The sequence below is a fragment of the Pontibacillus yanchengensis Y32 genome (assembly GCF_000770635.1).
Lineage (GTDB): Bacteria > Bacillota > Bacilli > Bacillales > BH030062 > Pontibacillus > Pontibacillus yanchengensis.
In genome coordinates this window covers 50,858-72,381 of record NZ_AVBF01000011.1, presented here as the reverse complement: position 1 = coordinate 72,381, position 21,524 = coordinate 50,858, and the positions used below count along the sequence as shown (strand labels likewise).

Sequence of the window (21,524 nt, the reverse complement as noted above, 5' to 3'; positions counted from 1 at the left end):
TCTTGGTGTTATTCCGTTATTTGGAAACTTTCTCTTTTTTCTTCAAACGCTCTTTCATCCGATTTCGATCCCGTTCCAGAATCGGTCCAAGGTATTTTCCAGTGTACGATTGAGAATTGTCCGCAACATCTTCAGGAGTTCCCGTAGCTATGATTTCTCCACCTTTTTCCCCACCTTCTGGTCCAAGGTCGATAAGGTGATCCGCTGCTTTAATAACATCAAGATTGTGTTCAATAATTAATACGGTCTCTCCGTTATCTACTAATCGTTGCAATACCGTTAGAAGGCGTGAAATATCTTCCACGTGAAGTCCTGTTGTGGGTTCATCTAAAATGTAAAGCGAACGTCCAGTCGAGCGACGATGGAGTTCACTTGCCAGCTTCACACGCTGCGCTTCCCCGCCGGATAAAGTCGTAGCTGGTTGGCCGAGTTTAATATAGCCTAGCCCTACATCAAATACGGTAGACAGCTTCCGCTTAATCTTAGGGATTGCTTCGAAGAATTCATACGCATCTTCTATCGTCATCTCTAGTACATCAGCAATACTCTTCCCTTTGTATTTCACTTCAAGTGTTTCGCGGTTATAGCGTTTTCCATCGCAAACTTCGCAAGGAACATACACATCTGGAAGAAAATGCATTTCTATTTTTATAATACCATCTCCACGGCATGCTTCGCACCTACCACCTTTCACGTTAAAGCTAAATCGTCCTTTTTTGTAACCACGAATCTTAGCTTCATTCGTTTGTGCGAATACGTCACGAATATCATCAAACACGCCTGTGTAGGTTGCAGGATTGGATCTTGGCGTTCGGCCAATTGGAGATTGGTCAATATCAATCACTTTTTCAAGCTGATCCATCCCTTTGATTTGCTTGTGCTCACCTGGCTTCACTTTTCCTTTATGAAGTTTTTGCGCTAATGATTTATACAGAATTTCATTTACTAGTGTACTTTTACCTGAACCTGACACACCTGTAACAGCCGTTAACAATCCTAAAGGCAAGGATGCATTAACGTTCTTCAGGTTGTTTTCTTTGGCACCGATTACTTCTACATAGCGACCATCTGGCTGACGGCGCTCTTGTGGTAGTGGGATAAACTTTTCACCTGATAAGTATTGACCTGTAAGCGAGTTGCTATCTTCCATTACTTCTTGAGGTGTACCTTCGGAAACAATTTCTCCACCATGAGCACCTGCACCAGGTCCAATATCAATCAAATAGTCAGCAGCTAGCATCGTGTCTTCATCATGCTCTACGACAATTAGCGTATTATCTAAATCTCTCATCTGTTTAAGCGTGGAAATCAATCTGTCGTTATCACGCTGATGGAGTCCGATAGAAGGCTCATCCAATACATACAGCACTCCTGTTAGGGCAGCACCAATTTGCGTAGCCAAACGAATACGCTGTGCCTCACCACCTGATAGAGTTCCCGCAGAACGAGACAGCGTAAGATAATCAAGCCCAACATTAATAAGGAAGGATAAACGGTCACAAATCTCCTTCAAGATCATCCGGGCAATTTGTTCTTCCTTTTCGGTAAGTTCCACGTTTTCGAAAAATGTAATAGCATCTTTAATAGAGAAGTCCGTCACACTACCGATGTGATAATTGTTGATTAGAACAGAAAGAGGCTTTTCATTTAAACGATTGCCTTCACACTTCGGACAAGGTTTTTGAGCCATATACTTTTCCATCTGTTCCCGAATATACTCGGAGGATGTCTCACGATAGCGACGAGCTACGTTTGGAATGACACCTTCAAAAAAGATTTCATTTTCTCGAACTTTCCCAAAATCATTCTCATAACGGAAATACACTTTTTCATCTCCGCTACCATAAAGAACACGTTCTAATAGATTCTTCGGAATATCCTTGATTGGAATGTCCATATCAATACCATAATGATTGCACACACTTTGTAGAAGCTGAGGATAGTATTGAGAACTATTCGGCTCCCATGGGGCTAACGCATGCTGATTTAGTGTTAAATCCCAATCTGGAATGACCAGATCAATATCAACCTCCAGCTGTTGCCCAAGACCATCACAACGCTCACAAGCTCCATATGGACTGTTGAACGAGAACATGCGTGGTTCTAGTTCCCCTACGGAAAAACCACAAACAGGACATGCATGGTTTTCATTAAAGTACAGTTCTTCCCCATCTATTACATCGACGATAAGCTGCCCTTCGCCTAATCGCAGCGCTGTTTCAATGGAGTCGGTTAGACGACCAGCTATACCATCCTTAATGGCAATACGATCAATGACAACTTCAATAGAGTGTTTCTTATTCTTCTCTAAATTAAACTCTTCTGTCACTTCACGCATTTCTCCATCAACTCGAAGGCGCACGTACCCTTCTTTTTGTAACTTTTCAAGTACTTTCACGTGTTGCCCTTTACGTCCAGATACAACAGGAGCAAGAATCTGCATCTTTGTCCGTTCCGGATGCTCAAGGATTTGGTCTACCATTTGCTGCACTGTTTGGGAAGTGATTTCAACATCATGATAAGGGCATGTTGGTCTTCCGATCCGGGCAAACAATAAACGTAAGTAATCATAGATTTCCGTAACAGTCCCCACTGTTGAGCGTGGGTTTTTACTAGTTGTTTTCTGATCAATCGAAATGGCAGGGGATAAGCCTTCAATCGAATCCACATCAGGCTTATCCATCTGTCCTAAAAATTGACGTGCATATGCAGAAAGGGACTCCACATAACGGCGCTGTCCTTCTGCGTAAATCGTATCAAAGGCCAGGGATGATTTACCTGACCCAGATAGACCAGTTAATACAATTAAGTTGTTTTTCGGGATATTTACATCTATATTCTTCAAGTTATGGGCGCGAGCCCCTTGTACACGTATAGATTTCTGCTGGCTCATTTGCTCGATCACCCTTCCGATTTAAGATCCAAGATGATATCACGTAACTCTGCTGCTTTTTCGAAATTCAAGTCACGCGCAGCCTGTTTCATCTCTTCTTCCATGTTTTCGATCATTTGCTCTTTTTCCTTCTTGTTCATCTTAGAAACATCTGGTTTGTTATCGTACTCTGCTGAATCCTCAGCTGCCATTGTCGCTTGAATAACATCACGGATTTCTTTCTTAATGGTAGTAGGTGTAATACCATGTTCTTCATTATAGGCCATCTGTTTCGCTCTACGACGCTCGGTCTCTTCAATTGCAATATTCATTGAATCCGTATATTTGTCAGCGTACATAATAACCTGTCCATTTTCATTACGCGCTGCACGCCCAATGGTCTGAATAAGAGATCGTTGCGAACGCAAGAAACCTTCTTTATCGGCGTCTAGAATGGCGACTAGTGATACTTCCGGAATATCCAGCCCTTCCCTTAACAAGTTAATGCCGACTAATACGTCATATTTGCCTCGACGTAAATCGCGAATAATTTCAATACGCTCAAGTGTTTTAATCTCGGAGTGTAAATAAGCCACTTTAATGCCAATTTCCTTCAAATAATCTGTAAGGTCTTCAGACATTTTCTTCGTAAGCGTCGTAACGAGCACACGCTCTCCTTGCTCTTTACGCGTATTAATCTCACCAATAAGGTCATCAATTTGTCCATGAATTGGTCGTACATTCACTTTAGGGTCTAACAATCCTGTTGGACGAATGATCTGCTCCACCATTTCTGGAGAGTGTTCTTGCTCATAAGGTCCTGGTGTTGCGGACACATAGACCGCTTGATTCATATGGTTTTCAAACTCTGAAAACGTAAGTGGGCGATTATCTAATGCAGATGGTAAACGGAAGCCATGATCGACTAACACTTGTTTTCGTGCCTGGTCTCCGTTGTACATACCACGTACCTGAGGTAGCGTTACGTGAGACTCATCCACCATCATTAAGTAATCATCAGGAAAATAGTCGAGCAATGTATATGGCGTTGCGCCTTCTTCCCTTAACGTTAAGTGACGGGAATAGTTTTCAATGCCTGAGCAAAAGCCCATCTCCCGCATCATTTCTAAATCATAATTCGTACGCTGCTCTAACCGTTGCGCCTCAAGGAGTTTATTCTGATCCTTAAGTTCTTTCAAGCGTTCATTCAGTTCGCGCTCGATATTTTTAATCGCTACTTTCATTTTCTCTTCACGAGTTACGAAGTGAGAAGCCGGGAAAATCGCCACGTGCTCTCGATCTCCCATAATTTCACCTGTTAGGGCATCCACTTCTCGAATACGATCGATTTCATCGCCAAAAAACTCGATACGCAGGCAATGCTCTTCTCTCGAAGCTGGAATAATTTCCACCGAATCACCACGAACTCGGAATGTACCACGCTGGAAATCAATATCATTACGAGCATATTGAATATCCACTAAATCACGTAGCAATTCATCACGATCCTTCTCCATTCCTTTACGAATAGATAACACAAGGTTCCGGTATTCTTCCGGATTACCTAAACCATATATACAAGACACACTGGCTACAATAATAACGTCATTTCGCTCAAATAACGCTGACGTAGCAGAGTGACGTAATTTATCAATTTCATCATTTATGTTGGCATCTTTCTCAATAAATGTATCCGTGGAAGGAACATATGCTTCGGGCTGATAATAATCATAGTAGCTGACGAAGTATTCCACTGCATTATTTGGAAAGAACTCCTTGAACTCGCTATATAGCTGGCCTGCGAGCGTTTTATTGTGAGCAATCACCAGGGTAGGTTTATTTACTTGCTGAATCACATTCGACATCGTAAATGTTTTACCAGTACCAGTTGCTCCTAGTAAGGTTTGATGTTTTTTTCCGTTCAAAATACCATTCTTTAGTTCTTCAATGGCACGGGGTTGGTCTCCCTGAGGTTGATATTGAGATACTAATTCAAATTGGCTTTCCACGTTGCAACCTCCATTCACATAATCTCATACACGTAGTTTACCACAATCTAACACTATTCTAACACAAATGCGAACAAACATTCGAGTTTTTTGCACATCCCATTTATTCCTCCGTTGTAATTTAGGTTGATTGAGGAATATTTCACAAAATGAATTTTTTCGCGAATTTATATTTTCATAAAAATCCTTTTTCGAGGTCCACAATGCTAAATTCTCGAAAAAGAATCCCAATCCTTTTCCAACTTTGACTCATAAAAAAAAGCTAACCCTCCATGGGTTAGCTTTTGTCCTATATTATTGACTATATTGATTCACTTCAAACAAGTCAATCAATTCGATATCAGGGTTCTTATCTTTGAACCAACGTAGGGAGAACTCGTTTTTAAATAAGGCAAGGTAATTGTCTTCACGGTCTTTAACGAGCATGCTTCGCTCATCAAATAGTTTTTGGTCTACTTGCTCTTCTTTTAGCCATCGTGGCATCCGTTCGCCTATTGATTCAAGGACGATATCGACGTTGTATTCATTTTTCATGCGATATTCAAATACATCATATTGAAGCTGTCCGACCGCTCCAATCACGTATTCTTCGTTACGTACGCCTCTAAACAGCTGAATCGCACCTTCTTGCACAAGTTGCTCGATTCCTTTTTTAAACTGCTTGGCTTTCATAACGTTCTTCGCTGTTACCTTCTTGAATAGCTCTGGAGGGAATTGTGGTAATTCCTCGTAGTGGAATGTGTTCTTACCTTCTACAAGCGTATCGCCAATACGATATACGTTCGGATCATAGATTCCGATAATATCACCTGGGTAAGCAATCTCAGCCGTTTCCCTCGATGAAGCCACGAACTGTTGGGTCTGGGCAATCTTGATTGTCTTTCCAGTACGGTCCAACGTGACATTCATTCCACGTTCAAATTTACCTGAACAAACCCGCACAAACGCGACACGATCTCGGTGTGCTTTGTTCATGTTCGCCTGAATTTTGAAAATGAAACCAGAAAACTCTTCCTTATCAGGAGGAATAAGCTCTCCAGAAGCTTTTCGTGGGAATGGTTGTGGGGCCATAGAAATAAATGATTCAAAGAATGTCTCCACGCCAAACGGTGCAAGGGCACTACCGAAGAATACAGGTGTAAGCTCCCCTTGTTGCACGGCTTCCATATCTAACTGTTCACCCGCTTCTTCTAACAGCTCCATTTCTTCATAAGCTGCCTGGAACGTTTCATTTTCGACTAGTTCTGGGTAATTGTCTAGCTCTTCTTTTGGGATAGGAATCTCTTGTTCATTTCCTGAGAAACGAATGAATTGGTCACGTTGACGATCAAAAATACCCTGGAATCGCTTGCCCATTCCAACCGGCCAATTCATCGGATACGTTTGAATGCCAAGCTCATCTTCAATTTCTTTTAACAAATCAAAAGGATCTTTCCCTTCACGGTCAAGCTTGTTGATAAACGTGAAAATAGGGATTCCTCTCATTTTACAAACCTTAAATAGCTTCAAGGTTTGCGCTTCGATCCCTTTTGTACCGTCAATAATCATGATAACGCTATCCACGGCGGTTAGCGTGCGGTACGTATCTTCACTAAAGTCTTCGTGACCAGGTGTATCCAAAATGTTGACCTGGTACCCTTCATATTCAAAATTCATGACGGAAGAAGTAACGGAAATTCCACGTTTCTTTTCAATCTCCATCCAGTCAGAAGTAGCGAACTTCCCTGACTTTTTCGCTTTTACGGTTCCGGCATTTCGAATTAAATTTCCATATAGCAAAAATTTCTCCGTTAACGTTGTCTTACCCGCATCGGGGTGAGAAATGATTGCAAAGGTTCGACGTTTCTGCATTTCCTCTTTTACGCTCATAGTAGATTCTTCTCCTAATATAAAGTTCATTACATAAAGAACAGGCTTTACTTATCAAGCAGCCTGTTCTCCTTACCTATAATTATTGTATTTATCCTTTACCTATTATAAAACGAATCACCCTATTTGAGCAAAACATACTGGAGTATATAATGATTAAATGCTCAGGGCACCCCGATTAGCGACGTATAATCTCATATTACTAAAAAATATATCTACAGCTCACTCTTATCTGCTATAAGAATCTGTCCCTGCTTTTCATGTTTCAGTAAGGTTTGTAAAATAACCGTTGCTAATTTATTCGGTGGATAAGGCTTCGTTAAGTAATGATCTACACCTAATGCTTCACCGCGTTGACGTTCATCCAAGGCTGTGGAAATAAAGATAGGAATCGATTTCGTGTCCTCTCTATTCTTCAATTGTTCCACGAAATCCCACCCATTCATACCTTCGCCTAACATTAAATCAACAACAAAAGCATCTGGGGTATAGTGATCTAGTCTTGTTAAGGCCGCTTCTCCTGAAGGATAAGATTTGACGTAAAAGCCTGCATCCTGTAATTCATCCTGTAATAAGGTTGCTAAACTTTCATCATCCTCTACTACCATAATAAAAGGTAGATTCGGATCTACTTGGGGAACAGCTTCGTATTCTGTGCTATCTTGATTCCCAATAGGGAGCATGAAGGTAAACACGGAGCCCTCGCCTAATTCGGAGCGCACGGATATTTTTCCATCATGAGCTTCGATGATCTCTTTACATATCGCCAAGCCAAGTCCAGTTCCCCCAATTTTACGACGGTCAGAATTATCAATACGCTGGAATTTCCTGAACAGCTTCGTTAGTTCACTGTCTGGAATCCCCAACCCTTCATCAGCAATATGAACCACCACTTGATCATGATTATGGGAAATAGAGATAATCACCTTGCCTCCCTCAGGGGAGAATTTAACCGCATTACCGATAATGTTTGTATAAACCTGAATCAATTTTTCTCGATCCGCAGGCACTACAGCTTGAGACAGTCTGCTTTGAAGTTCAAATTCATGCTGTGGATGATTGAATTGAAATCCTTCTAATACTTCTTGTGCAATACTTATCACATCAACGTGTTGAAACTCATAGCTTTGACTTCCAGACTCCATCCGTTGTAAATCAAGGAAATCATTAATCAAATTGGTTAAACGGTTCGCTTCTTTATGAATGGTTGTAATATATCTGTTTCTACGTTCTGGGGTTAAGTCTCGTTTTAGCATTAACTCCGTATAACCTAGCACACTAGCTAATGGTGTCCTTAATTCATGGCTTACTGTACTAACAAGCTCTGATTTCATTTGGTCGATTTCATACTGTTCTGTTATATCTCGGTGTACAAGGAGCGTCCCCAGCTTATAATCATTTGAATAAATGGTCTCCGCATACACTTCCATAATACGTTTGAACGGTTGCTCTACTTCGTATCGATATACTTTTCCAGTCACTGATTCGGTGAAAATCGTTTCTTGGAAAAAGTGAAGTAACTCCTTTACATTACGTATCCGACTATGCAGAAGCGAACTCCACCCTTCGAAGGAATGGTCGATATGAGCATCTTTCATATCAATATATAAATACTCGCACAGCTTCTCATTGTATTGAACGATGCGCCCCATTTCATCTACAAATTGAATCCCTTCATTAACGTTATCAATAATATTTTGATTTAGCTGACGGTTATTCTCTGTTTCTTCATATAAAAGGATTTTATCTAGTGCAAGTGATACTTGGTTTAATATGCCTTCTAAATCCCTCAATTCATCAGTCGTGAAGTCCGCGCCAATTCGTGTACAAACAAATACTCCTATTATGTTCTCTTCAGAATTAAAGACAGGGGCATATAAATCATAGCTTATTACCGAATCATCCAAATATCCTTGTTCCTCTGGAAGCGCACTTCGTTTAATTACATGAGCTTGACCTGTTTCTTCAATCCGAAGCATGACACTGTTATCAAGATGATTCACTAGTCGCTCTGCATCCTCTTGGGAAACTCCAATAGAAGCATACTCGTACTCATGCATTTCGATAATAAGCCCTTTTTCAAATTGAAGTATGCCAGAAAGTTGCGTTACGATGGTTTGCATTAGCTCTCCCTTATCCAATGTAATGGACAGGGCATGATTTATTTCATTATAATCTTGTAACCTAGCCTTAGATCGATTTGATTCTTCAAGTAGTTGTTTTAAGTCTGCTTCAGCATTTTTAATTAACGTTATATCAAATTGTATGCTAATATACTGTTCCACATCGCCATTTTCATCTAAATAAGGAACAATTGTTGTATCGACCCAATATGCAGATCCATCCTTGGCGCGGTTTTGGACTTCCCCTTTCCAAATCCGACCTGATTGAAGTCCTTCAATCATACGATCATAATCGGCTTTTTCAAAAGAGTTTGACTGCAACAACGTATGAGGAGACCCAATTAATTCTTTCTCGGAGTATTGGGTTACCTCGCAAAATTTATCATTCACAAACGTAATGTTTCCATTAGGGTCAGCTATTGCAACGATTGCGGCTTCACTTATGGCCGTATTTAATGTCTTGATTTCATTGAATGAATCCTCAAGGCGCTCTTGTTGCTCTGTCAATTCATTTTGCTGGGCCTGTAATTCTTCATTATGCGCCTGCAATTCTGACTCTCGTTCCTGAATTGTTTCCGCCATATTTGAGAATGAGGCAGCCAACGTACCAAGTTCATCCTGTCGATTGTATGTTAGAAGGTCCACATGATCTCCAGCTGCTATCCGCTTCGTTGTCTCAGACAATTGTTGAAGAGGAAATGCAATGTCTCGATACATTTTTCTTGTAGCCATAATTAATAAAATAAACATAAAGGCAACAAATGCAATGACAAAAATATTCAATATATTGGTATGATCCAAAAAGCGTTCATTTGTTTGACTAAGGGACTCTTCCTTTTCATCCACCAATGCCTGCGTCTCACTTAGCATTTGGTTAACCGTTGACGTTCCATTAGAACTTTCCGATAAGTTTTGGAGTGATTGCTCGTTCCCTTGTTTTACATATTCCACAGCTTGAGGTAACAATACATTATGATATTCGTCTACATAATCCTCAAGATTCTCTATTAGCACTCTTTTTTCTGCATTTAGCTCCATTTTCTTATACCGGTCAATATTCGCACTTAAATCCTGATAAGCTTCCTTCCCCTTTTCCAGTTCAGCCTCACTTTCAAATGCAAAATATCCTCTTGAACGCAATACCATTTCATTGTAATTCTCTTCTATTTCTTCTAGTACTTTGGTTTCTTCCCTTAATTGCTCGCGCTCGTTTATGTACGTCTTCGTTAATTGCGATTCAGATATTAAAAGAGTAAATACTCCAACCAATGCCACAACAAAGACAAACAACATAACAAACAAAAACTGCCGACGAATTGTTTGTTTAAAAAAATTAGGCATTCACTATTTCCTCCACTACATCAATAAGCTGCATTGGACTGAATGGCTTGGACATATAATAATGAATACCAGCTGCTTGTGATTCCTCAACATCCTTTTGTTGGTTTTTAGCTGTTAGCATGAGGATTTTCGTTCCTTGTTTATCAGGTAATTTTTGTACTTCTTTTGCAACTTCGATACCAGTTAGACCTGGCATCATATAATCTAGCAGCACTAAATCATAATCGTTCGTTTTGATTTCTTCCAACGCATCTCGTCCATTTTCCGTTTCAACAATTTCATATCCTTCGTCTTCTAACGTATCTACGATCAACATACGTAGAACTTCTTCATCATCTGCAATTAAAATTTTCTTCATTTCTATCATCTCCTAAAATAGTAACCGTTGAGCCAGCCTTCTAATTCTTGCTTCTACCTCTGTTACACTAAATGGCTTCGTAATATAATCATCGGCTCCTAACTCAAGAGCTTTTACAATATCTTGATCTTTTTTTCTACCAGTCAGCATAATAATGATAAAATCATCTACTGCACATTCCTCACGAAGACGAGATAACACTTCTAATCCATCCATGCGTGGCATAATTCCATCTAGCAATAAAATGAACTTTCCATTTTGCTGATGCCAGTTTGACTCAAAGAAACTCTCCCCGTCACGGAAGGTTTGAAATTCTACATGATGTTGCGGAATCGAAATGCTATGAAGATGGTCTTCGAGAAGGTGATGGATGACAGGATCATCATCAATGACACCAATGTGAATGACTTCTTCTCCACTTTGATGAGCAACCGTACTTCCTCTTACATATCGTCTCACCTGATTTCGCCCTTTTTCTTTTGCTTGATAAAGTGCAATATCCGCTTCTTTTAACAAATCCTCAGGAGTCGCTGTTTGATTCTGAACCGTTGTTACCCCTGCTGAAAACGTACAAGCTATTTCTGTTTGTCCAGCTTCGTATCGTTGCGATTCAAACGATAAACGCAGCCTTTCCAACAACACTTCCGCTTCCTCCACATTCGTATCTGGCATAATTAAGGTGAATTCTTCTCCCCCATAGCGAATGAATAAATCACTATTCCGTTTGTCACGCATAATAGTGGAAGATAATCCTTGTAAAATGACATCCCCAGTATCATGACCATATGTATCGTTGACAGACTTAAATCGATCGATATCAATCATCGCAACAGAAAATAACGAACGAGTTCGGTTGAAATCACTCCACTGCCGTTCTATCTCATCTTGTAGAAATCTACGATTATAAGCCCCCGTTAACTCATCAATTAAAATTTGTTGCGTGAAAATAGATTTATAGCGTAGTCGATTTCCTACAATAGCCACTAATTCCGGAGCTTGAATAGGCTTTTGCAAAAAATCAAAAGCCCCTGATTCATAAGCCTTCGCTCTTGTTTCCATGGAATTATCGGCACTGATTAACATGGTAGGAATCAAATTTTTACGAGCTTTCTGAACGATTTGTTGCAATAATTCAAAGCCCGTTTCTTCCCCTAAATAAATATCAACGATGACATAATCCGGCTTCTGATTATAAAAGATGGAAACAGCCTTTTGAACTGAGGCTGCCACAAGTACTGTATAATGCTCCTCAAGATGATCTTTTAGAAAAGACATCATGTCGATGTCATCTTCCACCACTAGAATTAGTGGCGTGGAAGGGTCGACTTTTTCTTGATGCGCTTCTTTTACAGCCTCTTCCTCAACTAGCCCAGAATCAATTGCTGCAAGTTCGTTAATAATCGGTTTTATGTAATAAGACCACTCGTCATAGGTCCAAATGGTATTAGCTTTTTCACTTATTCCTTCTAGTAACTCTTCAGCTCGATATGTTAAATTTTCCAACCCAATAGACAATGCTGTACCCTTGATGGAATGAAGAAAATGATAGAGTTCTCTATTCGATATGGTAGATTCATTAGTCCAATTTTGAATAGTAGAACGCACTCGTTCCAAGAATTTTCGTTGATATTTCTTCATCCTAATCCCCCTTTACCAAGAAAACTGTAACTTTCCATACTGTTTCTATTATCGTACACCTAATTCATAAAAGAAAGATGGTAATAGGTTAAATTTGGGTTATTTTTCGTTATATTGAGCTATGACTTTTTATTTTTTTGAAGATAATAGAGGGGGGAAGCATGACTTTGTGGGGGAGGGCAGTGGGGTTTTGCTCTCGATATGCGTGACTTCTCCTCCTCTGATATGCGTGACTCCATCCCCGATATGCGTGGCTTCTCCTCCGATATGCGCGACTCCATCCCCGATATGCGTGACTTCTCCTCCGATATGCGCGACTTCTTCCCCTTTATGCGTGACTTCTCCTCCGATATGCGCGACTCCACCCCCGATATGCGTGACTTCTCCTCCGATATGCGCGACTTCTCCCCCGATATGCGCGACTCCATCCCCGATATGCGTGACTTCTCCCCTGATATGCGCGACTCCATCCCCGATATGCGCGACTTCTCCCCCTTTATGCGTGACTTCTCCTCCGATATGCGTGACTTCTCCTCCGATATGCGTGACTCCTCCCCCGTTATGCGTGACTCCTCCCTGATATGCGTGACTCCATCCCCTTAGCTAACATCACAAAAAATAACGCCACCCACCCGGGCAGCGTTATCCTTCTTCTCTTATTCTTTAAATAGTAATACTTTTCCTACTGTGCCATCTTTACTTTTTCCGGTAACACGTACATTCAATCCGTATTCCGGAACGTCACGGCCGGCGTCGGCAATCTTAGGATTCGTATAGTCATCACTGTCATCAAACAGTGGTGTACGTTTCGTGTAATTGTCTTTTAAGGTTACGCCATTAAGAGCTTCATAGTCTAAGAACATTTTCTCGGACTTATCGAGACTAAATGCAGCGTCATGAACCTGATAGCGTGTAGAAGCATAGGACTTATCGCTCCACTTCAAGGCTTTCTGATCCGCATCCACTACTCCTACAAAGCCTTCACCTGGGTGAACACCTGTCCAGTTGTTGTCATAGGACTTATCTACATACCAAACAACTAAACCAGGATCGAAGCTCATTAGGCTCTCACCACGACGGATGTTACCTAGCCCTCGGTCAACGCCGTTATGAGTTCTCCACTCTAGTAAGTAATAGTGTTCATTCGTTTTGATGCCATTTGTTTTCGTAAAGCCTTCAAGGTTAAATTTCGGTTCTCCTTCAGCACCATCAAACAGAACTTCTTCTCCATCAGCTGTAACGCTAATATTATCTACAAAGAATCCTGGCATGGATACAGCAGCGTCTGTGCTGTAATTAAAGGATACATCTACTTTTTCACCTGCATATTCAGACAGATCAACACTTACTTGTTCCCATCCGTCTGATGATCCAGTAATACCATTACCTTGATTATTTCCATTTGGATTTTCATTGGTGGTAATATCTAGTTTCACTGGCTCTCCATTCACTTTCACATACGCATAATCCCAATCGGATTCAATGTCATACCATGTTTGGAAAGTCATTTCAGCACTAGATGCATTGGTTAAGTCTACTGTCTTCGTCAGACTATTATCTAAGTTGTTGTCACTTCCACTAAAGTATTCATAGTCACCACTATATGGTTCATTAATGACCGTTTCTTTTTCCGGAAGGTTCACTTTCACAACGTCATTATTTTCCCCTTTTGTGACAGCTTCGTCTAACAAGAAGGACGTGCCCTCTCCATTTAAATCATCAACATGTACTTCTGATCCAGATTGCCAATTTCCGCCTACTGATGTTTGCAGCATTTCCTTCATATAAGGACTGAAACCTGTAGGCATGGTTCCTGGAATCTTACCAGCCCAGCTACCACTAGACATGATGGACCAATAACTTACCGGTTCGCCAGCTCCAGTATATTGTGTATCATACTCATCTGGCAGTCCAAGGTCATGGCCGAATTCGTGAGCCATTACACCAACTGCCCCATCCTCTGGTTCAATTGTGTAATCGTAAGCAGCCATGCTGCCTCCCCAATAATCAACTTCTGATTCTGTACCTTGAAGAGGTGTAATGTTACCTAAATTCCAACGGTGTGACCAAATGGCGTCACTACCAAGCTGGCCGCCACCAGCTTCCTCACCTACTCCAGAGTGAATGACCATTAGGTGGTCTACTAAACCGTCCGGCTCAAGATAGTCTCCATCTCCGTCTAGATCATAGCGATCCCACTCATCATATTCTGATAGATCTACCTCAGGATCGTTCGCTGCCTTGTTCAGAGCTTCCTTCACAAGACCTCGCGCATTTACGTCACTACCATCAGGTTGAGGGTCGTTGGCCCCATAAGCAGCTGCTGGTTTTTCTGCTTCATACCATCCTGCCGCTTCACCTGAAACGGTGTAGCTGCCACCAGATTGCTTTTCATAATATTGTTTCATGGATACATATTGTTTGCCGTCAGGGCCTGTCCAGCCTCCATCTCCGAATAGCATATCTTCATAATGCTCTGGAGTGTAAGCCTTGTCGTCATCTTCATAATACATATCCGTGTCTTCTTCTTTTAATGTATCATGAGGCTTATCAGGGTACTCAATTAATAGCACTAGTACCTTATCCTCGCGTACTTCCCCGTTATAGGCTTCCTCTTGAACAGCATCTGGTCGATTTTTCTTGGCTTGTCCAAGCTTATTACCATTTCCGTTCGTAAGGCTATTGTTGTCCATTTGCTTCTTAAGCTTATCCTTCACTTTTTCCTTATCCTTGTGAAGCTCTCCTTTTTCCTTTTCAGCCGATTGTTGTTTTGCCTTTAAAAAGTTATTCAGAGCCTTCTGTGCTTCTTCAGGTGTAGCGTTTTTCGAAATTTCCCCTTTTTCCTTTAACATTTCGATTAAACGCTCATCATTGGCAATCGCCATATCAAATGGAGATCCACCTTCGTAATGTTCATGGGACGCCTTGTTTTCTTTCCCATCTCCTGTTGATGGAGCCGCATGGACAGAAAGTGGTCCAAATGCCAATGCCATCGCTAGTGCAGAAGAAAGCATTCTTCTTTTCTTCACTTGTACTCCCCCTACCATTGTTGTGTTAATTTTTTGTAAATTCTAACTAATCAAAATAGTAAGGGGTAAATTTTGTTAATTCAACACTTTTCCAGTATATTAGTCAGAAAGAAAACGAAAGTCTTAGTCATTTCGACATAATATTACACGCGCTCTAGTTATTTCACCTCATATCTTTGGATGTCGGACTTAATTCTTATAAAATAAACGTATGGTTATAGGTAGACTATTTCGATAAGGAGCTACTTAACAATGAAAAAATGGATTGGAATCACTTTGGTAATCATCACTCTCTTCTTGACCCCGTTTTTATGGTGGTTAGTGGAGCCAAGTAAAAAACTTGATGTTTTACTCGTAGATAAAACCGTCCCCGATGACTCCTATAGAGAACATAAAGGCCTTACGTGGTTATTAAACCACAAAAACTACAGCCAAAATGACGGAAGTTCTTATTCAAATGAAGAATACATTGGGGTTAAACCTCAAGAAGATGAACAATACGCTTACACCCCCTTGCCAAATCAATTACAAAATCACGATATGTTATACATAGCTGATACATACGGCCAACACCAAGGAACACTTTTAGAAAAAAATAATAAAGAAAACTATGGTGGCCTTTCCTATAATGAAGTGGAAAAAATAAAGGGATATTTATTCGAAAATCCTTCCACACTCGTAGCAGAGTTCAATACATTCGGTGATCCTACAGATGAGAAAACAAGAAAATCGATGGAAAGCTTATTAAATGTAGAATGGACCGGATGGACAGGAAGGTATTTTTCCGAATTAAATACAAATCAACAATCAGAAGTTCCTAATTGGGTAGTCGAGCAATACCGAAAGACTACTGGAGCTTCATGGGACTACTCCGGTGCAGGGTATGTATTGGTTCATGAGGATAATCGAATTGTTGTGCTTAAAGAAGATGAAGATGTGAACAAAAAAGGGCTAACAGTCAACTTTTCTAAGAAAGGACAATCTTTCTTCAACTTAAAAGAAAGTCCTGCATATATGTACTGGTTCGACATTATTGAGCCTGCTAGTGAGGAAGAAGTCTTGGCGAGCTATAACTGGGGGTTAAAAGAAAGTGGTAAGAACAAGCTGGAACAAAACGGGATACCGCTTCAATTCCCTGCAGTGACGAAAACCACACAAGACGGATTTCCAGCTTATTATTTTGCAGGAGATTTTGTTGATACGGCAAACGTTCCACCAGTTTATCGTTACAAAGGCATTTCTACCATTAGACAGCACTTTTCCTTTAGTTTCAAGAAAAGTCCAGAACAATTTTACTGGGAAACATACGTCCCGATGATGGAGTCGATTTTACAAGAGGCTAATCAAGAGGGTGAAAACAAAGAAATGCAGAAGGCTGAGGCCTTTGAAGAAAATGATATCTCTTATCCTACTCAAGTGAGTGGTAATCGTTTTGAAATTTACCAAGACGGTGAATGGAACGAAACCGTCATAAAAGGTGTCAATATTGGGATGGGCAAACCAGGAGCTTTCCCTGGTGAAGCAGCTATTTCTGAACAAGAATACGCAAGATGGTTCGAACAAATTGGCGAAATGAATGCAACTGCGATACGCGTGTACACGATTCACCCACCTGGATTCTATCGAGCGCTGAAGCGTTATAACGAGCAAGCCGAAGATCTTATATATGTATTTCATGGCGCCTGGGTTGATGAAAAACCATTAGAAGAAACACTAGATGCCTTTTCCTCTGAGAGTGTGAATGGATTTAAGAACGAAATTGAAACGATTGTCGATGTCATTCACGGTAATAAAAAAATCCCCGAAAAACCTGGACATGCGAGCGGAAATTATACGGCCGATATCTCTAAATATGTAGCAGGATGGATTTTAGGTATAGAATGGTATCCTCATATGGTCGAAAACACCAACGAAGAACACCAAGACATTGGACAGTTCGATGGAGAATATGTGTACACAGAAAAGGCATCCCCATTTGAACATTGGTTAGCTGAGATGATGGAACACACTATCTCTTATGAAATGGAAAACTACCAGTGGCAACGTCCGATTAGTTTTACCAATTGGGTAACAACAGATTTACTAGACCATCCAATGGAACCTTCTGAAGACGAGGACTTAGTCGGCGTTGATCCGAATGTCATTAGCATGAAGGATACGTTTAAGCCTGGTGCTTTTGCATCTTATCACGTCTATCCGTATTATCCGGATTTCATGAACTATTCAAAGGATTATCTTAACTATGAGGATCACCGTGGTGAAAAGAACAGTTACGCTGGATATTTAAACGACCTAAAGAAAGCGCACGATATGCCTGTACTAGTAGCTGAATTTGGTGTCCCTTCCTCCAGAGGTATGACCCATGAGAATCCATACGGCTGGAATCAAGGGAACTTAACAGAAACCCAGCAAGGAAATATCAATAAACATTTATTCGAAGATATTATGCATGAGGGCTACATGGGTGGTCTCGTATTTACATGGCAAGATGAATGGTTTAAGCGAACGTGGAATACGATGGAGCTTGATAATCCAAACAGAAGACCTTATTGGTCCAATGCGCAAACAAATGAACAGCAATTCGGGCTATTAAGCTTTGACCGCCATAAGCAAAAAGTGGATGGAAAAGGGAAGCAATGGAGTAACGAGCCTTTATATGAAGACGAGAATAATGGGAAGATCAATCGAGTAACTGCTGATCACGATGAACGATACTTGTACATGCGATTCCAAATGGAAGATTCGTTCTCTTTTGAGGAGGAGAACCTGACGATTGGGTTGGATACCATTCAAAATCAAGGCCAATTACAGATTAAAAACAAGGTGAAGAGCAAACAAGGCATTGACTTCAAAATAGAGATTCAAGGGAAAGAACAGGCGGAAATGAAAGTAGATAGTTACTATGATCCGTTTTATTACCAGTACGGAGACCAGTTAAATATGTTGGAGAAAAAGGACTATGCATCTCAGAACAATAACGGTACATTTCATCCGATTCGTTTAGCGTTAAATAAAGAGATGACCATTCCAGTTATAGAAGAGACCATTCCTTTCTCCTCTTATAAAACTGGCATACTTAAGCACGGTAATGGTAATCCAGAATCAGATAACTATAACTCCCTAACAGACTATGCCATTGAAGGAAACACCCTGGAAATTCGTATTCCTTGGTTACTGTTGAACGTAAAAGACCCTAGCCAACGAACCATCATGACCAATTTGTGGGAGGAAGGATTAAAAGGAAGCGAACAGCTTGATGAAATTGGTTTCTCCTTTATCACACATGATGATAACGGAAACGTAACGAGCATTCTCCCTTCTGATGGAGACAATCAACTCGGAGACTTCTATACGTACGCTTGGAAAAAGTGGAATGAACCGAAGCATCAAGAACGGTTGAAGAAGTCCTATTACATTCTGCAAGATGTGTTCTCGAACTATGAAAATAAATAAATCATCACAAAAGGCATTGTCCAGGACAATGCCTTTTTGAATGGCTTTATAGTGATTAATCTAATCGGAAAAATGTACACTAATTACAGGTCTTTATAAATAACCAGGATCTTATCTGTAGATGAATTAATTTGAACATCCATCACTTCCTTCTTCGGATTCGATTTAAGCCACTTATTAGCGTCCTCAACATTATCAAACAATTCAAGTTGTACTGCGTCAGCAAAGGTAGTAAACATATTCACATCTCCCACTCCTATCTAAATAAGATTTTTCTCCCCTTGCTTACGAACTCCTATCACAAATCGTTCCAATAAATGGTTATTTTTTAACATAGACAATACCTTTTAACAGAGCTTTTCATTAGTCACTTCGATATCCCTTTCCGACTCATCTGACCCCATTCCGATTTTTTCATAAGCTTTTGGACTAGTCCTTGATTCCGCCAGATAACCGTTAGCGGACGATACCAAAATGTTTCCGTCAACGCATAGAAAAACAATCGGCTTAGCTGGCTTAACTTTGGATATCTCCGTAAACTCCATTCCTCTAATAATACGGCACTCATCGAGAGCAACGAGCCGTATAACAAGGCTAGACTTAGCATGATGAGGGCGTTTGGATAATCAATATAGCCAAATAGATACCCTAAAGGTAATAAGAAGTACCCTGCGAGCTCCACTATAGATCCAATTAGCTCAATACATAAAAAATAGGGCATAGACAACATTCCTACTAGTTTATATTTCGGATTGAACATCATTTTTCTATGTATCCAAAGTGCTTCAAATAATCCTCGGTGCCACCTACTTCGTTGCCTTTGAAGGATAGCTGCAGACTCTGGAGCTTCTGTCCAACATACTGGATCAGGGATATAAACGAGCTTTTTAGATGCCCCTTCCTCTTTGATAAGTCGATGAAGGCGAACGACTAACTCCATATCCTCACCAACCGTATTGGTTCGATACCCTCCAGCTTTAATCACCCAGTCCTTTTGAAAAACACCAAATGCACCAGATATGATGAGAAGTAGATTATGCCTACTAAGCCCAATCCTACCTATTAGGAACGCGCGCAAATATTCAATCACTTGCATGACAACGAAAGGCGATTTAGATAATCCTACTTCCATAACCTCTCCTCTTTCAATACGACACCCATTTGCTACACGAATACTTCCACCTGTGCCAATAATCTCTCCACCTGATTCCAACATTGGTTTCATCACTTTTAGGAAGGCATCTCTTTCTAAAATAGAATCCCCGTCCAAGGAGCATATGTAAGGATAATGAGAGAAGTTTATACCAGCATTAAGAGCATCTGCCTTTCCTCCATTCTCCTTATCTATCATATAGACATTTTCATGTGACTTTGACCGATAGATTTTTTTCACATCTTTGGTCTCTAGCTGTTTTCGAATAACATGATTCACTTGATACATATCAAACCGATCTTTCATTACTTGAACTGTATTATCCTTCGAACCATCATTTACTACAATAATTTCATACTGGGGATAATGCATACTTAATAACGATCGCACACTATTATATATTCCAACTTCTTCGTTATAAGCTGGCACAATAACAGAAACTGGCTTGGTATCAACATTATGTAGATAGTCCTCATAAGGTTCCTTTTGACTCAAACCGTATTGTGTACGTAACTGACGCGCCGAAATCAGCAGTATAATAGTATAAAATAGAAAAATAAATCCCATATAAATGATGAAAATATAGGAAAAAATGATAAAGCCCCAATTTATCATACTCATTATTGCGTCCATACATATTCACTCCCTAACCATTGAAGAGCCATCTCTTTTGCAAAGCGGTCCTTGCTTGTTTCTACAACATGTTCTAATAACCAATCTCCATCCTGGTAGTGGGATAAGGCTTCACCAGCAGCTTGCCGTACAAACCAATTTGGGTCGGAGAGAAGGTCAATTAGTACTTTCTTGAAACGTTGCCTCCTTGTAACTTTAGCAATACGCGCTACCATCATCCGTTCTTGAAAGTATGGTGATGTTTGAAAATCGATAATTTGCTGTACATCGGGGACGTATTGAAAGGACACAAACACTTTTAGCGCACTCATACGTAACTCTGAGTCTTCATGAGAGAGAAGCGGGGTCACATAGCTTACATATTCGGTGTACCGTTGCTCCCCAATCCATTCTACAATGGCTTGTTGTAGTATCGGATTCAGGTTCTCGAAGTGATACAGTATATCTTTTGTAAATTCTTCCTCGTAACGTCTAAGAACATCTTTATATAAAAATAGAGGATACGGCTCTTCCTGATGCAATAACTCATAATGAAATTCTGCTGACTGAAGACTACTTAACGTTCGAATAAGCTGATAAAGCTCTGATAGATTTGAGTAAGAGGATTGCTTGTATCTTTTCCACACTGTATCCTGCAATGCTACTAACTGAAAATCTTCTATCTGATATAGTGCATTCATGCGAATACTCCACCTACGATGTCTCAAACACCGTTGATAGTATTCCTTAAGATATGTTTCCGCAATCCACTGCCCTCTTTGTTGGATCGTTGGATCCTTTATATTCGATAACCGCTCTTCTAATAGCTCTTGTAGGGCTTCTACATCGACACGCTTATGCTGCGTAATATCTATATCAACCTTTTCCCCTCTCATAATCATATTCTGAATAGAAGGTAAAAGCGTTGCTTTCCGCATCTGTTTTCGTTCCTCATACCTATTATCTCTTGCTTTTCGAAACATAAGAAATCCATATAACAGGACAAGTAGACTGAAGAACACAATATTTAATACAAGAATAAGAGATAGTAACGTTTGCATATAAAC

General features: G+C 40.3%; 12 protein-coding genes. 2 read left to right on the top strand and 10 right to left on the bottom strand.

Features of this window, described 5'->3' with window-relative positions; translation table 11 throughout:
• Positions 1 to 16 precede the first annotated feature (16 nt).
• The 6 genes from uvrA to N782_RS05960 all read right to left on the bottom strand — a co-directional run bounded on the left by uvrA (position 17) and on the right by N782_RS05960 (position 12,210).
• Positions 17 to 2,893 (bottom strand): excinuclease ABC subunit UvrA, encoded by a 2,877-nt coding sequence (uvrA, locus tag N782_RS05985; RefSeq protein ID WP_036817406.1) that lies wholly within the window; start codon positions 2,891 to 2,893, stop codon positions 17 to 19.
• A gap of 8 nt (positions 2,894 to 2,901) precedes the next feature.
• A complete protein-coding gene (uvrB, locus tag N782_RS05980; protein WP_036817405.1) occupies positions 2,902 to 4,881 on the bottom strand; it encodes an excinuclease ABC subunit UvrB in 1,980 nt (659 codons plus the stop codon).
• A gap of 294 nt (positions 4,882 to 5,175) precedes the next feature.
• Positions 5,176 to 6,750 carry a peptide chain release factor 3 gene (locus tag N782_RS05975; protein WP_036817402.1) on the bottom strand — a complete coding sequence of 525 codons (1,575 nt, stop codon included), beginning with the start codon at positions 6,748 to 6,750 and terminating at the stop codon, positions 5,176 to 5,178.
• A gap of 215 nt (positions 6,751 to 6,965) precedes the next feature.
• The gene (locus tag N782_RS20630) at positions 6,966 to 10,214 is read right to left on the bottom strand and encodes an ATP-binding protein (protein WP_052111197.1); all 3,249 of its coding nucleotides are present in this window, start codon (positions 10,212 to 10,214) and stop codon (positions 6,966 to 6,968) included.
• Complete coding sequence (locus tag N782_RS05965) at positions 10,207 to 10,572, bottom strand: response regulator (protein ID WP_036817400.1); 366 nt, start codon at positions 10,570 to 10,572, stop codon at positions 10,207 to 10,209. Before N782_RS05965 ends, N782_RS20630 begins: the two co-directional genes overlap by 8 nt.
• A 12-nt stretch (positions 10,573 to 10,584) precedes the next feature.
• Positions 10,585 to 12,210: a GGDEF domain-containing response regulator gene (locus tag N782_RS05960; protein WP_052111196.1), complete on the bottom strand. Its 1,626-nt coding sequence runs from the start codon at positions 12,208 to 12,210 to the stop codon at positions 10,585 to 10,587.
• A gap of 201 nt (positions 12,211 to 12,411) precedes the next feature.
• Here N782_RS05960 and N782_RS21255 point away from each other — a divergent pair, with 201 nt between their 5' ends.
• A complete protein-coding gene (locus N782_RS21255) occupies positions 12,412 to 12,813 on the top strand; it encodes a hypothetical protein (protein WP_152600722.1) in 402 nt (133 codons plus the stop codon).
• Positions 12,814 to 12,866: 53 nt separating this feature from the next.
• Here the strand turns inward: N782_RS21255 and N782_RS05955 are convergent, their stop codons facing one another.
• Positions 12,867 to 15,239 (bottom strand): immune inhibitor A domain-containing protein, encoded by a 2,373-nt coding sequence (locus tag N782_RS05955; protein ID WP_420805579.1) that lies wholly within the window; start codon positions 15,237 to 15,239, stop codon positions 12,867 to 12,869.
• 252 nt (positions 15,240 to 15,491) lie between these two features.
• On the opposite strand from N782_RS05955, the gene N782_RS05950 reads away from it, so the two are divergent.
• Entirely contained in the window at positions 15,492 to 18,692 is a 3,201-nt protein-coding gene (locus N782_RS05950; protein WP_036817398.1) for a hypothetical protein, read from the top strand.
• 83 nt (positions 18,693 to 18,775) lie between these two features.
• On the opposite strand, the gene N782_RS21465 is transcribed toward N782_RS05950, so the two are convergent.
• The 3 genes from N782_RS21465 to N782_RS05940 all read right to left on the bottom strand — a co-directional run bounded on the left by N782_RS21465 (position 18,776) and on the right by N782_RS05940 (position 21,518).
• Positions 18,776 to 18,937 (bottom strand): hypothetical protein, encoded by a 162-nt coding sequence (locus tag N782_RS21465; RefSeq protein WP_161783076.1) that lies wholly within the window; start codon positions 18,935 to 18,937, stop codon positions 18,776 to 18,778.
• Between the two features lie 122 nt (positions 18,938 to 19,059).
• Positions 19,060 to 20,478, bottom strand: coding sequence for a glycosyltransferase family 2 protein (locus N782_RS05945; protein WP_420805578.1), 1,419 nt, complete (start codon positions 20,476 to 20,478; stop codon positions 19,060 to 19,062).
• Positions 20,466 to 21,518 (bottom strand): HEAT repeat domain-containing protein, encoded by a 1,053-nt coding sequence (locus N782_RS05940; RefSeq protein WP_036817396.1) that lies wholly within the window; start codon positions 21,516 to 21,518, stop codon positions 20,466 to 20,468. Before N782_RS05940 ends, N782_RS05945 begins: the two co-directional genes overlap by 13 nt.
• Positions 21,519 to 21,524: the final 6 nt, after the last annotated feature.

Coding starts and splice junctions, on each gene's coding strand:
- uvrA (WP_036817406.1), bottom strand. CDS start 2,893: ATGAGCCAGCAGAAATCTATACGTGTACAAGGGGCTCGCGCCCATAAC.
- N782_RS05975 (WP_036817402.1), bottom strand. CDS start 6,750: ATGAGCGTAAAAGAGGAAATGCAGAAACGTCGAACCTTTGCAATCATT.
- N782_RS20630 (WP_052111197.1), bottom strand. CDS start 10,214: ATGCCTAATTTTTTTAAACAAACAATTCGTCGGCAGTTTTTGTTTGTT.
- N782_RS05965 (WP_036817400.1), bottom strand. CDS start 10,572: ATGAAGAAAATTTTAATTGCAGATGATGAAGAAGTTCTACGTATGTTG.
- N782_RS05960 (WP_052111196.1), bottom strand. CDS start 12,210: ATGAAGAAATATCAACGAAAATTCTTGGAACGAGTGCGTTCTACTATT.
- N782_RS21255 (WP_152600722.1), top strand. CDS start 12,412: ATGCGTGACTTCTCCTCCTCTGATATGCGTGACTCCATCCCCGATATG.
- N782_RS05950 (WP_036817398.1), top strand. CDS start 15,492: ATGAAAAAATGGATTGGAATCACTTTGGTAATCATCACTCTCTTCTTG.
- N782_RS05945 (WP_420805578.1), bottom strand. CDS start 20,478: ATGGACGCAATAATGAGTATGATAAATTGGGGCTTTATCATTTTTTCC.
- N782_RS05940 (WP_036817396.1), bottom strand. CDS start 21,518: ATGCAAACGTTACTATCTCTTATTCTTGTATTAAATATTGTGTTCTTC.